Origin of the sequence: Sodalis sp. RH22 (genome assembly GCF_047324165.1) — a bacterium.
Classification (GTDB): Bacteria; Pseudomonadota; Gammaproteobacteria; order Enterobacterales; family Enterobacteriaceae; genus Acerihabitans.
Genome location: NZ_CP178731.1, coordinates 2,277,783 through 2,293,867, shown reverse-complemented (window position 1 = coordinate 2,293,867; position 16,085 = coordinate 2,277,783). Strand labels below are relative to the sequence as shown.

Genomic DNA, 16,085 nt, shown 5'->3' with positions numbered 1-16,085 from the left:
TGTCAGTCCGTCGCTCCGACTTAATGCAATGCAGGGCACAGAGCGTGAGGATGATGCAAGTTATTCCCGTTCAGGATGAAAGAACGGCGGTTCCCGGTTGTTGAAGATTTACTGATATTAATTTTAGCTAGTTTAACGGAAGTCTTAACCGCGAAGTTTAAGACTCGCTTCACACTGTTGCATAATCTTTGTCGCGGCGAAAGCGTCTCGGCCATTACTTGCATCGGTTATAGCATATCCGCCGCGCCATTTGTAATTGAATTGTTGCTTTTTTGTCAATACAGTTATATAGATTTAAGGTAATTGTAAAATTCGTGACCCAGGTCACTAAACAGCCTAAATGTTACCAAACAAATTGTAGGGTAATTGTAATCATTATGTGAAAGCCATATACTTCACAAAGGTCTCCGGAAGTCCCTGTTGTAGGAGCACCCAGCGTTATTTAACGCGTCATTTAAGCACAAGGGATTTGTTTATTGAGCACATGACGTGTCATGGTTAGCCTTAACGCTGTCTGAATCCACCCAGGACCGGAGGAAGGAAAAATAATAATAGCTGTGTGGGCAAAACCGTGAAAAAACAAAGGCCTGTCAACCTGGATCTGCAAACGATCCAGTTTCCTGTTACTGCGATAGCTTCTATTCTCCACCGTGCCAGTGGCGTCATCACGTTTGTGGCCGTCGGCATTCTGCTCTGGATCCTCGGATTGTCGCTTTCCTCCGCCGAAGGTTTCGCCCAGGCCGCCGCCATCATGGATAGCTTCTTCGTCAAATTCATTATTTGGGGCATTTTAACCGCGCTGGCGTATCACGTCATCGGCGGAATTCGCCACATGCTGATGGATTTCGGCTATCTGGACGAAACATTTGCCATGGGTAAATTAACGGCAAATGTTACATTTGTGATCACAATTGTGCTGTCAATACTGGCGGGAGTACTCGTATGGTAAGCAATGCTTCGGCACTGGGACGTAACGGAGTTCATGAGTGGTTATTGGTTCGCGCTTCCGCCATCGTAATTTGCCTGTACATCATCTACCTGCTTGGGTTCGTCGTTTTCGCCGACAGCCTGACCTACGATGTCTGGCGCGGTTTTTTCGCCTTACCCATGACGAAAGTCTTTACCCTGCTGACCCTGTTCTCCGTCCTGGTGCATACCTGGATCGGCATGTGGCAGGTATTAACGGATTACATCAAAGTATTGGCGCTGCGCCTGTTGCTGCAACTGGCGATTGTGATCGTATTGTTGGTGTATTTACTTTATGGAACCGTCGTGGTGTGGGGTGCGTAAATGAGTTTGCCAGTAAGAGAATTTGACGCTGTAGTCGTCGGGGCCGGCGGAGCCGGCATGCGCGCCGCGCTGCAGATTTCCCAAATGGGCCTCTCCTGCGCCCTGGTTTCCAAAGTGTTTCCCACCCGTTCCCATACGGTGTCGGCCCAGGGCGGCATTACCGTCGCCCTCGGCAATACCCATGAGGACGACTGGCAATGGCATATGTATGATACCGTCAAGGGCTCCGACTATATCGGCGACCAGGATGCCATAGAATATATGTGCAAGACCGGCCCGGAAGCGGTGCTGGAACTGGAGCATATGGGGCTGCCGTTTTCCCGTCTGGACGACGGCCGCATCTACCAGCGCCCCTTCGGCGGCCAGTCGCTCAACTATGGCGGCGGGCAAGCGGCGCGTACCGCCGCCGCCGCCGATCGCACCGGCCACGCGCTGCTGCACACCTTGTACCAGCAGAACCTGAAAAACCATACCACCATTTTTTCCGAATGGTATGCGCTCGATCTGGTGAAAAACCAGGACGGCGCCTTCGTCGGCTGCACCGCGCTGTGCATTGAAACCGGCGAAGTGGTCTACTTCAAGGCCAAGGCCACCATTCTGGCCACCGGCGGCGCCGGACGCATCTATCAATCCACCACCAACGCCCATATCAATACCGGCGACGGTATCGGCATGGCGCTTCGCGCCGGCGTGCCGGTGCAGGATATGGAAATGTGGCAGTTCCATCCCACCGGCATCGCCGGCGCCGGGGTACTGGTCACCGAAGGCTGCCGGGGCGAGGGCGGTTACCTGCTCAACAAGGACGGCGAACGCTTTATGGAACGTTATGCGCCGAACGCCAAGGATTTGGCCGGCCGCGACGTGGTCGCCCGTTCCATTATGATCGAGATCCGCGAGGGACGCGGCTGTGACGGCCCGCTGGGGCCGCACGTCAAGCTCAAGCTCGATCATCTGGGCAAGGACGTCCTGGAGTCGCGCCTGCCGGGTATTCTGGAGTTATCCCGTACCTTTGCCCACGTCGATCCTATCAAAGAACCGATCCCGGTTATCCCCACCTGCCACTATATGATGGGCGGCATTCCCACCAAAGTCACCGGACAGGCGGTAACGGTGGACGCCCAGGGCAACGACGTGGTGATCCCCGGCCTGTTCGCGGTGGGTGAAATTGCCTGCGTATCGGTACACGGCGCCAATCGCCTGGGCGGCAATTCCCTGCTGGATCTGGTGGTGTTCGGCCGTTCGGCGGGCATGCATCTGCAGGAATCCCTGGCGGAGCAGGGGGCGTTTCGCGATGCCAGCGACGACGATATCGACGCGTCTCTTGCGCGCTACAACCGCTGGAACAACAATCGCACCGGCGAGAACCCGGTGGATATCCGCAAGGCGCTGCAGGCCTGCATGCAGAATAATTTCTCGGTGTTCCGCGAAGGCGATGCCATGGCCAAGGGCCTGGCCGAGCTGAAAACCATCCGCGAGCGGCTTAATGACGCGCGCCTGGACGATACCTCGACCGAATTCAATACCCAACGCGTGGAATGCCTTGAGCTGGACAACCTGATGGAAACCGCGTATTCCACGGCGGTGGCCGCCAATTACCGCACGGAAAGTCGTGGCGCCCACAGCCGCTTCGATTTCCCGGATCGGGATGACGAGCATTGGCTGTGCCACAGCCTGTATTTGCCGGAAAGCGACACCATGACCCGCCGCGAGGTGAATATGCAGCCGACATTACGCCCGGCGTTCCCGCCGAAAGTGCGTACCTACTAAAGGCAGAGGGCTTACGTAATGAAAGTTGAAATTTCGGTTTATCGCTATAATCCTGATGTCGACGACAAGCCGCGCATGCAGGACTACCAGCTGGATGTGGACGAAGGCCACGACATGATGGTGCTGGATGCGCTCATCCAGCTGAAGGAACAGGATCCGACCCTGGCGTTTCGCCGTTCCTGCCGCGAAGGCGTCTGCGGCTCCGACGGCGTGAACATGAACGGCAAGAACGGCCTGGCCTGCATCACCCCGCTGTCCGCCCTGCGCAAAGGCGATAAAAAAGTGATCATCCGTCCGCTGCCCGGGTTGCCGGTGGTGCGTGATTTGGTGGTGGACATGGGCCAGTTCTATGCCCAGTATGAGAAGATTAAACCTTACCTGTTGAATAACGGCAGGAATCCACCGGCCCGGGAGCATTTACAAACGCCGCAGGAGCGCGAAAAACTGGACGGATTATACGAATGTATTCTTTGTGCCTGTTGCTCGACCTCTTGTCCCTCCTACTGGTGGAACCCGGATAAATTTATCGGTCCGGCCGGCCTGCTGGCGTCCTACCGTTTCCTGATTGACAGTCGCGACACCGAAAGGGCGGCGCGGCTGGATGAATTGAACGATGCTTTCAGCGTATTCCGCTGCCACAGCATCATGAATTGTGTCAGCGTATGTCCCAAAGGACTGAACCCGACCAAAGCCATCGGGCATATCAAGAGCTTGCTGGTACAGCATAGCGCCTGATAGTAAAGGCAAATACGTTACATGTTAACCACGGCGAAAACTGAAGCTAACAAGCTTAAGGGATCATAATGCAGAACGGCGCAATGAAGGCCTGGCTGGATTCCTCCTACCTGGCGGGGGCGAACCAGTCCTACATAGAGCAGCTCTATGAAGATTTTTTAACGGATCCTGACTCCGTGGACGACAGCTGGAGTTCGATTTTTAAACAGCTGCCCACCGCCGGCGTCAGCCCCGATCAGCTTCACTCCAAAACCCGGGATTATTTCCGGCGCCTGGCTAAGGACGCAACCCGTTATGCGTCTTCGGTCAACGACCCGGACAATGACTCCAAACAGGTTAAAGTCCTGCAGCTTATCAATGCGTTCCGTTTCCGCGGCCACCAGCATGCCAACCTTGATCCGCTGGGATTATGGAAGCAGGAAACTGTGCCTGATTTAAATCCGGCTTTCCATAATCTGACGGAAGCCGATTTCCAGGAAACCTTCAACGTCGGTTCCTTTGCCATCGGCAAGGAAACCATGAAGCTGGCCGACCTGTATGACGCGCTGAAACGCACCTATTGCGGTTCCATCGGCGCCGAATATATGCATATTACCAATACCGAGGAGAAACGCTGGATCCAACAGCATATCGAATCGGTGGTGGGGCAGCCGAGTTTCGATCGCGACGAAAAGAAACGGTTCCTGAGCGAGCTGACGGCGGCCGAAGGCATCGAGCGCTATCTGGGCGCCAAATTCCCCGGCGCCAAACGTTTTTCCCTTGAGGGCGGCGACGCGCTGATCCCGATGCTGAAGGAAATGATCCGTTATGCCGGCAAGAACGGCACCCGGGAAGTGGTGCTGGGCATGGCCCATCGCGGCCGGCTGAATGTGCTGATCAACGTGCTCGGCAAAAAGCCGCAGGACCTGTTCGACGAATTCGCCGGCAAGCATAAAGAGCATTTGGGCACCGGCGACGTTAAATATCACCAGGGTTTTTCTTCCGACATGGAGACCGAGGGCGGCATCGTCCATCTGGCCCTGGCATTCAACCCGTCGCATCTGGAAATCGTCAGCCCGGTGGTGGGCGGTTCGGTGCGCGCGCGTATCGACCGGCTCGGCGAGCAAAGCAGCAAGATGGTGCTGCCGATAACCCTGCACGGGGATGCGGCCATCAGCGGGCAGGGCGTGGTGCAGGAAACCCTGAACATGTCCAAGGCGCGTGGCTATGACGTTGGCGGCACGGTGCGTATCGTGGTCAACAACCAGGTCGGCTTCACGACGTCCAATCCCCATGATGCCCGTTCCACCCAGTATTGCACCGATATCGCCAAGATGGTCCAGGCGCCGATTTTCCACGTCAACGCCGACGATCCCGAAGCGGTGGCGTTTGTGACCCGCGTGGCGCTGGATTTCCGCAATACCTTTCAGCGCGACGTGATGATTGATCTGGTGTGCTATCGCCGCCACGGCCATAACGAGGCGGACGAGCCCAGCGCCACGCAGCCGCTGATGTACCATAAGATCAAGAAACACCCGACGCCGCGCAAGATTTATGCCGATCGCCTGGAACGCGATCATGTCGCCACGCTGGAAGATGCGACCGAGATGGTGAATCTCTATCGCGACGCGCTCGACCGCGGCGAGTGCGTGGTAAAAGAGTGGCGGCCGATGAATATGCACTCCTTTACCTGGCAGCGCTTCCTCAATCACGACTGGGACGAAGCCTATCCCAGCGAAGTCGAGCCCAAACGCCTGCAGGAGCTGGCCCGCCGAATCAGTGAAGTGCCGGAAGGCGTGGAAATGCAGCCGCGGGTGGCCAAAATCTATAGCGATCGAGCCCTGATGGCCGCCGGCAGCAAGCCTTTCGACTGGGGCGGCGCCGAAACCCTGGCTTACGCCACTTTGGTCGATGAGGGCGTGCCGATCCGCCTGTCCGGCGAGGATACCGCGCGTGGCACCTTCTTCCATCGCCACGCGGTGGTGCATAACCAGAAAAACGGCTCCACCTATACGCCTTTGGCGCATGTGCACAATGGCCAGGGCACCTTCCGGGTATGGGACTCCGTGCTGTCGGAGGAAGCGGTGCTGGCGTTTGAGTACGGTTATGCCACCGCCGAGCCGCGCACCCTGGTGATCTGGGAAGCGCAGTTCGGCGATTTCGCCAACGGCGCCCAGGTGGTGATCGATCAATTCATCAGCTCCGGCGAGCAGAAATGGGGACGGATGTGCGGGCTGGTGATGCTGCTGCCCCATGGCTATGAAGGGCAGGGGCCGGAGCACTCCTCGGCCCGCCTGGAGCGCTATCTGCAGCTGTGCGCCGAACAGAATATGCAGGTCTGCGTCCCCTCCACGCCGGCGCAGATTTATCATATGCTACGGCGCCAGGCCCTGCGTAATATGCGTCGGCCGCTGATTGTGATGTCGCCGAAGTCGCTGCTGCGTCATCCTCTGGCCATCTCCTCGCTGGAGGATATGGCGTACGGCAGCTTCCTGCCCGCCATCGGCGAAATCGACGACCTGGATCCCCAGGGCGTCAAGCGCGTCGTGCTCTGTTCTGGTAAAGTTTATTATGATTTATTGGAGCAACGGCGCAAGAACGGGCAGCAGGATGTGGCCATCGTGCGTATCGAGCAGCTATACCCGTTCCCGCACCAGGCGGTGCGGGATGCGCTGCAACCTTTTGCCCATGTCCAGGACTTTATTTGGTGCCAGGAAGAGCCGCTTAATCAGGGCGCCTGGTATTGCAGCCACCATCATTTCCTTGAGGTGATTACTCCGGGTGCATCGCTACGTTACGCGGGACGCCCGGCTTCCGCCTCGCCGGCGGTTGGGTATTTGTCCGTGCACCAGACACAACAAAAAAATCTGGTCAATGACGCGCTGAACGTTAATTAAATATAAGGATAGATAATGAGTAGCGTAGATATTCTGGTTCCCGATCTTCCTGAATCGGTTGCCGATGCAACCGTCGCCACCTGGCATAAAAAGCCCGGCGATAGCGTCCAGCGTGACGAAGTGCTGGTGGAAATCGAAACCGACAAAGTGGTGCTGGAAGTTCCCGCGCCCGAGGCGGGCGTGCTGGATGCCCTGCTCGAGGATGAAGGCGCTACCGTCACCTCCCGCCAGGTGCTCGGACGCCTGCGTCCCGGCGACAGTTCCGGCCAGGAAACTTCGGAAAAAGCGCAGAGCAAGGAATCCACCCCGGCGCAGCGCTACACCGCCGGCCTGGAGGAAGAAAATAACGAAGCGCTGAGTCCGGCCATTCGCCGCCTGATCGCCGAACATGATTTGAAAGCCGATGAGATTAAAGGCAGCGGCGTCGGCGGGCGCATCACCCGCGAGGATGTGGACAAACACCTGGTCGCCAAAAAAGCCGAACCGGCTCCCGCCGCGGCGCCGGTTGCCAAGGCGCCGGCACCGGAGCCTGCTGTTGCCGGATTGGGCAACCGCAGCGAAAAACGCGTGCCGATGACCCGTTTGCGCAAACGGGTCGCCGAGCGGCTGCTGGAAGCCAAAAACAGCACCGCCATGTTGACTACCTTTAATGAGGTCAACATGAAGCCGATTATGGATCTGCGCAAGCAGTACGGCGATGGCTTTGAAAAACGCCACGGCATCCGCCTCGGGTTTATGTCCTTCTATATTAAAGCGGTGGTGGAAGCCCTGAAGCGCTTCCCGGAAGTTAACGCGTCCATCGACGGCGAAGACGTGGTCTACCATAACTACTTTGACGTCAGCATCGCGGTATCCACTCCGCGCGGGCTGGTCACGCCGGTATTGCGCGACGTGGACGCGCTGGGCATGGGCGATATTGAAAAAGCCATAAAGGAACTGGCGGTTAAGGGGCGCGACGGCAAGCTGAAAGTGGAAGAGCTGACCGGCGGCAACTTTACCATTACCAACGGCGGCGTATTCGGTTCGCTGATGTCCACGCCCATTATCAACCCGCCGCAAAGCGCCATCCTCGGCATGCATGCCATCAAGGATCGGCCGATGGCGGTGGGCGGCCAGGTGGTTATCCTGCCGATGATGTACCTGGCGCTGTCCTACGATCACCGTCTGATCGACGGCAAGGAATCGGTAAGTTTCCTGGTCACGGTCAAAGAGATGCTGGAAGACCCGACGCGCTTATTGCTTGATGTATAGCAATCGTCGGCCGCGGGCCGGGAAACCCCGGGCCGCGGCCGGCAGGTTGCCTGCGGGACGTAGCGCCAAGGCGCCTACGGAAAGCACCACTCGAGGGCGGCTGAAGTGCGCCGCCGCCGACACTCCCAGACGAAGATGGAAACAACATCATGAACTTACATGAATATCAGGCAAAACAGCTGTTTGCTCGGTATGGTCTGCCTGCCCCCACGGGTTTTGCGTGCACCACGCCACGGGAAGCGGAAGAATCCGCCTCCAAGATCGGCGCCGGTCCCTGGGTGGTAAAATGCCAGGTTCACGCCGGCGGCCGCGGCAAGTCCGGCGGCGTCAAGGTCGTTAACAGCAAGGAAGAAATCCGCGCTTTTGCCGAACACTGGCTGGGCAAACGCCTGGTGACCTATCAAACGGACGCCCTGGGCCAGCCGGTCCACCAAATCCTGGTGGAAGCGGCAACCGATATCGATAAGGAACTTTACCTGGGCGCGGTGGTTGATCGCGGTTCCCGGCGCGTGGTCTTTATGGCCTCCACCGAAGGCGGCGTGGAAATTGAAAAAGTCGCGGAAGAGACGCCGCACCTGATTCATAAGGTTTCCCTCGATCCCCTGACCGGCCCCCAGCCGTTCCAAGGCCGCGAGCTGGCGTTTAAGCTGGGCTTGTCGGGCAAGCAGGTCGGGCAGTTCACCAAAATCTTCATGGGCCTGGCCGCGCTGTTCCTGGAGCGGGACCTGGCGCTGGTGGAAATTAATCCGCTGGTTATCACCAAGGAAGGCAATCTGGTCTGCCTGGACGGCAAGCTGAGCGCCGACGGCAATGCCCTGTTCCGCCAGCCGGAGCTGCGGGAAATGCGCGATAAGAGCCAGGAAGACGCCCGCGAGGCCCAGGCGGCGCAGTGGGAACTGAACTACGTGGCGCTCGACGGCAATATCGGCTGTATGGTGAACGGGGCCGGCCTGGCCATGGGCACCATGGATATTGTTAAACTGCACGGCGGTTCGCCGGCCAACTTCCTGGATGTGGGCGGCGGCGCCACCAAGGAACGCGTTACCGAGGCTTTTAAGATCATTTTGTCGGATGAAAACGTCAAAGCGGTGCTGGTGAATATTTTCGGCGGCATCGTGCGCTGCGATCTGATTGCCGAAGGCATTATCGGCGCGGTGGCGGATGTGGGCGTCAACGTGCCGGTGGTGGTGCGTCTGGAAGGCAACAACGCCGAGCTGGGTGCTAAAATCCTGGCCGAGAGCGGCCTGAATATCATTGCCGCCACCAGTCTGACCGACGCGGCACAACAAGCGGTTGCCGCGGTGGAGGGAAAATAATGTCCATTTTAATCGATAAAAATACCAAGGTTATCTGCCAGGGATTTACCGGCAGCCAGGGCACGTTTCACTCCGAGCAGGCGCTGGCCTACGGCACCAAGATGGTTGGCGGCGTCACGCCGGGCAAGGGCGGCACGGAGCATTTGGGCCTGCCGGTGTTCAATACCGTGCGTGAGGCCGTGGAAAAAACCGGCGCTACCGCCTCGGTTATCTATGTGCCCGCGCCGTTTTGTAAAGATTCCATTCTCGAGGCGGTGGACGCCGGCATTGAGCTGATTATCTGCATTACCGAGGGTATTCCGACCCTGGATATGCTGGTGGTGAAAGCCAAGCTGGAACAGAGCGGCTCACGGATGATTGGGCCGAACTGCCCGGGCGTTATCACCCCCGGCGCATGCAAGATTGGTATTATGCCCGGCCATATCCATAAACCGGGCCGGGTCGGTATTGTGTCGCGTTCCGGCACCCTGACGTATGAAGCGGTGAAACAGACCACCGATACCGGGCTGGGGCAGTCCAGCTGCGTGGGTATCGGCGGCGATCCGATCCCCGGCTCGAGCTTTATCGATATCCTGAAATTGTTCGAACAGGATCCGCAGACCGAGGCGATTGTGATGATCGGGGAAATCGGCGGCAGCGCGGAAGAAGAAGCCGCCGCCTATATCAAGGATCATGTCACTAAACCGGTGGTGGGGTATATTGCGGGCGTTACCGCGCCCAAAGGCAAGCGTATGGGGCATGCCGGGGCGATTATCGCCGGCGGCAAGGGCACGGCGGACGAGAAATTCGCCGCGCTGGAAGCGGCCGGGGTAAAAACCGTGCGCAGCCTGGCGGAGATTGGTACCGCGCTGAAAACCCTGCTGTCATAAGTGCGCCGCGCCCGTTGACACTTTTGTTTGGGATCGGTGTTGGCGGGCCTGGCATGCCATGGGGCGCCCGGTCGGGCGGGAAAAGCACGCCCGATTCGACCCCATTGGCACGTTCTCCCTTTAACACGCCGCGTTGAGATCGATGTTGGCGGGCATACCGTGCCATGGGGTGCTCGGTCGGGCGGAAACACCACGCCCGATTCGACCCCATTGTCACGCTCTCCCTTTAACACGCCGCGTTGAGATCGATGTTGGCGGGCATACCGTGCCATGGGGTGCTCGGTCGGGCGGAAACACCACGCCCGATTCGACCCCATTGGCACGCTCTCCCTTTAACACGCCGCGTTGAGATCGATGTTGGCGGGCATACCGTGCCATGGGGCGCTCGGTCGGGCGGAAACACCACGCCCGATTCGACCCCATTGGCACGCTCTCCCTTTAACACGCCGCGTTGAGATCGATGTTGGCGGGCATACCGTGCCATGGGGCACTCGGTCGGGCGGGAAAAGCACGCCCGATTCGACCCCATTGGCACGCTCTCCCTTTAACACGCCGCGTTGAGATCGATGTTGGCGGGCATACCCTGCCATGGGGCGCTCGGTCGGGCGGAAACACCACGCCCGATTCGACCCCATTGGCACGCTCTCCCTTTAACACGCCGCGTTGAGATCGATGTTGGCGGGCATACCGTGCCATGGGGTGCTCGGTCGGGCGGAAACACCACGCCCGATTCGACCCCATTGGCACGCTCTCCCTTTAACACGCCGCGTTGAGATCGATGTTGGCGGGCATACCGTGCCATGGGGCGCTCGGTCGGGCGGAAACACCACGCCCGATTCGACCCCATTGGCACGCTCTCCCTTTAACACGCCGCGTTGAGATCGATGTTGGCGGGCATACCGTGCCATGGGGCACTCGGTCGGGCGGGAAAAGCACGCCCGATTCGACCCCATTGGCACGCTCTCCCTTTAACACGCCGCGTTGAGATCGATGTTGGCGGGCATACCCTGCCATGGGGCGCTCGGTCGGGCGGAAACACTACGCCCGATTCGACCCCATTGGCACGCTCTCCCTTTAACACGCCGCGTTGAGATCGATGTTGGCGGGCATACCGTGCCATGGGGCGCTCGGTCGGGCGGGAAAAGCACGCCCGATTCGACCCCATTGGCACGCTCTCCCTTTAACACGCCGCGTTGAGATCGATGTTGGCGGGCATACCGTGCCATGGGGCGCCCGGTCGGGCGGGAAAAGCACGCCCGATTCGACCCCATTGGCACGTTCTCCCTTTAACATGCCGCGTTGAGATCGGTGTTGGCGGGCATACCGTGCCATGGGGCGCCCGGTCGGGCGGGAAAAGCACGCTCGATTCGACCCCATTGGCACGCTCTCCCTTGAACACGTCTGCTTTAGGCGCGGCGTTGCCGGGCCTGGCGCGCTATGGAACTAATTGAACTGGTCGGTTCAGTTAGGCATAATGGGCGCCATGGGCAGACAAAAAAAATTCAGTCGTGAGGGTGTGCTGGAGAAGGTGATCCCCGTCTTCTGGCGGCACGGCTTCGCCGGTACCACCCTGGCGCATCTCGAAAAGGCGAGCGGGGTGAATAAATCCGGCCTTTACGCCGAGTTCAGGGATAAGGACGACCTGTTCCTGGCGTGTCTGCGCCACTATATCGATCGGCGCGCCGTGCATGCGGCCTTAAGCGCCCGCCCCCAGGGCTGGGGCAATATCGAGGCGTTTTTGCGATTGTCCTGCGGCTCCCCGGAGCCTCAGGATAGCGTTTGCCCGCAAGGTTGTCTGGCGGTTAACTCCATGCGTGAATTCGCGCTGTTGCCGGCCGGCGCCATCGACATCATTACGCAACTGCGTGAAACGATACGCCCGCTGCTGGTGGAGAATATCAGGGCGGAGGAGACGCGCACCGACGCGGAGATCCTGGCGGAAATGGTGTCGGTATTTTTTTCGGGTCTGTGCATTGAGCAGAACCTGCAACGGGGGTTTGCCGATACCGACTGTAAAATAAGGCGGTTTATGCAGGCGCTGCGTACATTGTAGGCGGCTTTTATGCCCGATCGCCGGATCGAGGTGCACACCCTCCTCGCCGTTTCCCGCCGCCCGCCGTGCAGCATGATGCATTAGCCGTATCATCGTATTGGCGCCCTCGCCCGAAGCATCTGTCACTTCCTTTTTTTATTCGTCGCCTCATCACATTTATTGCAAATTAAATTCATCATTATCATAGCGCGCTTCTATTGCATGATTAGGCCATCCAATAATGCTAACGTAACAAATAAAAAATATCCCTTGGGTTTTATTTTCTTTTAACTTAATTTCGCGATCTTATTAATTACAGTTTTTTAACATTAACGCTTTTATAGAATAAATAAATAACAATATTTAACATACGTGGTGAAAAATTGCGATAAATCAATGATTTTTGATGGCGTTTTATGTTCAAATCAGGATAACTTGCGCTGGCGCAATTTTACTGCCGATGTCGGGTAAGGCCGGATTTGATCGAGAGGTGATTTCCTAACCTGCATCACGAAAAAAGGTATTTATCCTGAGTAAGTAGAGGGGTACTATATGGTTGGTTTAAATCCGGTTAGTGCGTTTCATTAAAATCCGTCGTCGGTTTACCGCTTAGACGCCTGGGCGTTGTTTTTTGGCCGGCCGAACCGATTGTCGGGAACAATTATAAACTCTTTATTATTCACCGCGGGTTGTTGCGTCGCTTTGTTTCGCCAGGGCGCCAGATTACCGCACGTGGGAACCATCCTGCGAGGAGCAAGGAGTCAACATGTTTGATGTCGTCGAACTGTCACGGTTACAGTTTGCCCTAACGGCGATGTACCATTTCCTGTTTGTCCCACTCACCCTGGGGCTGGCGTTTTTATTAGCCATCATGGAAACGGTGTACGTCCTGTCCGGCAAAAAAATCTATAAAGATATGACTAAATTCTGGGGCAAGTTGTTTGGTATCAACTTTGCCTTGGGGGTAGCCACCGGGCTGACCATGGAGTTCCAGTTCGGAACCAACTGGTCGTATTTTTCCCACTACGTCGGCGACATTTTTGGTGCTCCGCTGGCCATCGAAGGATTAATGGCCTTCTTCCTGGAGTCCACCTTTGTCGGCCTGTTCTTCTTCGGCTGGGATCGCCTGAGCAAAACGCAGCATCTGACGGTTACCTGGATGGTGGCGTTAGGTTCCAACCTGTCCGCACTGTGGATACTGGTGGCCAACGGCTGGATGCAAAACCCTATCGCGTCGGATTTCAACTATGAAACCATGCGTATGGAAATGGTCAGCTTCGCCGATCTGGTGCTCAATCCGGTGGCGCAGGTGAAATTCGTGCATACCGTGGCCGCGGGCTACTGTACCGGCGCCATGTTTGTCCTCGGCATCAGTTCCTATTACCTGCTTAAAGGCCGGGATATCGCCTTCGCCAAACGGTCTTACGCCATCGCGGCGGCGTTCGGCATGGCGGCGGTGTTGTCGGTTATCGTGCTGGGTGATGAATCCGGTTATGAAATGGGCGACGTGCAAAAAACCAAACTGGCGGCCATCGAGGCGGAATGGGAAACACAGCCGGCACCGGCCGCGTTTACCCTGTTTGGCATTCCCGATCAGACCATCCAGCGCAATAACTTCTCCATCCAGATCCCTTTTGCCCTGGGCATTATCGCGACCCGTTCGACGGATCGCCAGGTGACCGGCATCAAGGATCTGATGGTGCAGCATCAGATCCGTATCCGCAACGGCATGAAAGCCTATGAGCTGTTGCAGCAGCTGCGCGGCGGCCATGCCGATCCGGCGGCGCGCGCCCAGTTCAACGCGATAAAACAGGATCTGGGCTATGGCCTGCTGCTGAAACGCTATACGGATGACATCCCCAACGCGACCGAAGAGCAGATCCAGAGCGCCACCAACGACTCTATCCCGCGCGTGGCGCCGCTGTACTTCTCCTTCCGCATCATGGTGCTGGGCGGCGTGCTGATGCTTATTATCATCACCATGTCCTTCTGGAGCGTGGTGCGTAACCGTATCGGTCAACGGCCGTGGCTGCACCGCGCCGCGCTGTACGGCATTCCCATTCCCTGGATCGCCATCGAAGCCGGCTGGTTTGTCGCGGAGTACGGCCGCCAGCCCTGGGCCATCGGCGAAATACTGCCGACCGCGGTGGCCAATTCCAGCCTGACCGCCGGCGATATCCTGTTCTCCATGGGGCTTATCTGCGGACTCTATACCCTGTTCCTGGTGGCCGAAATGTATTTGATGTTCAAATATGCGCGCCTGGGGCCTAGCAGCCTGCATACCGGCCGCTATCATTTCGAGCAGCCGACGCTCGCCACGCAGAAAGTCTATTAACAGGAGCCTACGCCATGTTTGACTATGAAGTATTACGCTTAATCTGGTGGGCGCTCATCGGTGTCCTGCTGATAGGCTTTGCCGTAACCGACGGTTTCGATATGGGCGTCGGCATGCTGATGCCCCTCCTTGGCCGAACAGATAACGAACGCCGGGTGATGATCAATACCATCGCCCCGCACTGGGAAGGCAACCAGGTCTGGCTGGTCACCGCCGGGGGGGCGCTGTTCGCCGCCTGGCCGATGGTGTACGCCGCGGCGTTTTCCGGCTTTTATATCGCCATGATCCTGGTGCTGGCTTCGCTGTTTTTCCGCCCGGTGGGTTTTGATTACCGTTCCAAGATAGAAGATCCGCGCTGGCGCGGCATGTGGGACTGGGGCATCTTTATCGGCAGTTTCGTGCCGCCGGTGGTGATCGGCGTCGCCTTCGGCAACCTGCTGCAGGGCGTACCTTTCCACGTGGATGAATACCTGCGCCTGTTTTATACCGGCAATTTCTTTCAATTGCTGAACCCCTTCGGTTTGCTGGCGGGCATTGTCAGCCTGGCGATGTTTATCGGCATGGGGGCGACCTATCTGCAAATGCGCGTCAGCGGCGATCTGCTGGTGCGGGTGCGTACCGTCGCGCAAATCAGCAGCCTGGTATCCATGGTGGCATTCCTGCTGGGCGGCGTGTGGCTGGTTAACGGCATCGACGGTTTTACCATCACTTCGGTCATCGATACCAACGCCGTGTCCAATCCGCTGAATAAAACCGTCGCGCACCAAGCCGGCGCGTGGCTGGCGAATTATCACAGCTTCCCGCTACTCTGGGCGATTCCCGCGCTGGGCGTATTATTGCCGCTGCTGACCTTGCTGTGTTCCCGGCTCGGCAAAGGCGCATGGGCGTTTATTTTCTCATCGCTGACCGTGGCGTGCATCATCCTGACGGCGGGGGTTACCCTGTTTCCGTTTATCATGCCGTCGAGCACCATGCCGGAAGCCAGCCTGACGGTATGGGACGCCACCTCGAGCCTGCTAACGCTGAAGGTCATGACCATCGTCGCCGTTATCTTTGTGCCGATTGTGCTGCTGTATACCATCTGGTGTTATTACAAGATGTATGGCCGCATTACCAAAGAGCATATCGAACAAAACGCGCATACGCTGTACTGAGGAAGGAGCTGAAAAATGTGGTATTTTGCCTGGATATTAGGAACGCTGCTTGCCTGCGCCTTCGGTATTATTACGGCCCTCGCGCTGGAGCATCATGAAGATAGCCAGCCGGGCGTCGTCGGGTCCGACGGTGAGCGGGTAGAGAACGACCTGAAGTGATCAGGTCCGTTACCGATTTCCTCTACCGCCTGACCGACAGCAGCCCGTTGCGGCTGCTGTCGCTTATCATGGCGCTGGCGCTTGCCGGCTGCGTCTTCTGGATGCCGGCGCGTTTTGCCTCCACCACCAGTTCGCTCACCGCCTGGCATAATCTGTTGATTGTCTGGGCGGTATGCGCAGGCGTTATCCACGGCGTGGGTTTTCGCGCGCGCCGATGGGGATGGCGGCTGGCGTTTTTGCCGCTGGCGGCGATAGTGGTGCTGGCCATCGCGCTGGGTTATTTATTTCTCTAAACAGCCAA

General features: G+C 57.7%; 12 protein-coding genes and 1 pseudogene. All 13 read left to right on the top strand.

Annotated features, from left to right (window positions below):
- Window positions 1–559: 559 nt before the first annotated feature.
- On the top strand, window positions 560–949 hold the full coding sequence (gene sdhC / locus ACL2XN_RS10405) for a succinate dehydrogenase cytochrome b556 subunit (protein ID WP_413722312.1): 390 nt from the start codon (window positions 560–562) through the stop codon (window positions 947–949).
- Window positions 943–1,290 carry a succinate dehydrogenase membrane anchor subunit gene (sdhD, locus tag ACL2XN_RS10400; RefSeq protein ID WP_410016048.1) on the top strand — a complete coding sequence of 116 codons (348 nt, stop codon included), beginning with the start codon at window positions 943–945 and terminating at the stop codon, window positions 1,288–1,290. Before sdhC ends, sdhD begins: the two co-directional genes overlap by 7 nt.
- Window positions 1,291–3,057, top strand: a complete 1,767-nt coding sequence (sdhA, locus tag ACL2XN_RS10395; RefSeq protein WP_410016047.1) for a succinate dehydrogenase flavoprotein subunit — start codon at window positions 1,291–1,293, stop codon at window positions 3,055–3,057. It begins immediately after the preceding gene.
- 18 nt (window positions 3,058–3,075) lie between these two features.
- Window positions 3,076–3,792, top strand: a complete 717-nt coding sequence (locus ACL2XN_RS10390; protein ID WP_410016046.1) for a succinate dehydrogenase iron-sulfur subunit — start codon at window positions 3,076–3,078, stop codon at window positions 3,790–3,792.
- A 68-nt stretch (window positions 3,793–3,860) separates the two neighbouring features.
- Window positions 3,861–6,668 carry a 2-oxoglutarate dehydrogenase E1 component gene (gene sucA, locus ACL2XN_RS10385; protein ID WP_410016045.1) on the top strand — a complete coding sequence of 936 codons (2,808 nt, stop codon included), beginning with the start codon at window positions 3,861–3,863 and terminating at the stop codon, window positions 6,666–6,668.
- A 15-nt stretch (window positions 6,669–6,683) separates the two neighbouring features.
- Window positions 6,684–7,919 carry a 2-oxoglutarate dehydrogenase complex dihydrolipoyllysine-residue succinyltransferase gene (gene odhB / locus ACL2XN_RS10380; protein ID WP_410016044.1) on the top strand — a complete coding sequence of 412 codons (1,236 nt, stop codon included), beginning with the start codon at window positions 6,684–6,686 and terminating at the stop codon, window positions 7,917–7,919.
- Window positions 7,920–8,068: 149 nt separating this feature from the next.
- The gene (sucC, locus tag ACL2XN_RS10375; RefSeq protein ID WP_410016043.1) at window positions 8,069–9,235 is read left to right on the top strand and encodes an ADP-forming succinate--CoA ligase subunit beta; all 1,167 of its coding nucleotides are present in this window, start codon (window positions 8,069–8,071) and stop codon (window positions 9,233–9,235) included.
- The gene (gene sucD, locus ACL2XN_RS10370; RefSeq protein WP_410016042.1) at window positions 9,235–10,104 is read left to right on the top strand and encodes a succinate--CoA ligase subunit alpha; all 870 of its coding nucleotides are present in this window, start codon (window positions 9,235–9,237) and stop codon (window positions 10,102–10,104) included. The genes sucC and sucD overlap by 1 nt, the downstream gene beginning before the upstream one ends.
- A gap of 1,483 nt (window positions 10,105–11,587) precedes the next feature.
- Window positions 11,588–12,157: a TetR/AcrR family transcriptional regulator gene (locus ACL2XN_RS10365; RefSeq protein ID WP_413727045.1), complete on the top strand. Its 570-nt coding sequence runs from the start codon at window positions 11,588–11,590 to the stop codon at window positions 12,155–12,157.
- 745 nt (window positions 12,158–12,902) lie between these two features.
- The gene (gene cydA, locus ACL2XN_RS10360) at window positions 12,903–14,471 is read left to right on the top strand and encodes a cytochrome ubiquinol oxidase subunit I (protein WP_413722317.1); all 1,569 of its coding nucleotides are present in this window, start codon (window positions 12,903–12,905) and stop codon (window positions 14,469–14,471) included.
- A gap of 14 nt (window positions 14,472–14,485) precedes the next feature.
- The gene (cydB, locus tag ACL2XN_RS10355; RefSeq protein ID WP_410016039.1) at window positions 14,486–15,625 is read left to right on the top strand and encodes a cytochrome d ubiquinol oxidase subunit II; all 1,140 of its coding nucleotides are present in this window, start codon (window positions 14,486–14,488) and stop codon (window positions 15,623–15,625) included.
- A gap of 15 nt (window positions 15,626–15,640) precedes the next feature.
- A pseudogene (gene cydX, locus ACL2XN_RS10350) lies at window positions 15,641–15,739 on the top strand (cytochrome bd-I oxidase subunit CydX); the annotation flags it as partial.
- Window positions 15,740–15,783: 44 nt separating this feature from the next.
- A complete protein-coding gene (ybgE, locus tag ACL2XN_RS10345; RefSeq protein WP_410016598.1) occupies window positions 15,784–16,077 on the top strand; it encodes a cyd operon protein YbgE in 294 nt (97 codons plus the stop codon).
- The last annotated feature ends 8 nt before the right edge of the window (window positions 16,078–16,085 follow it).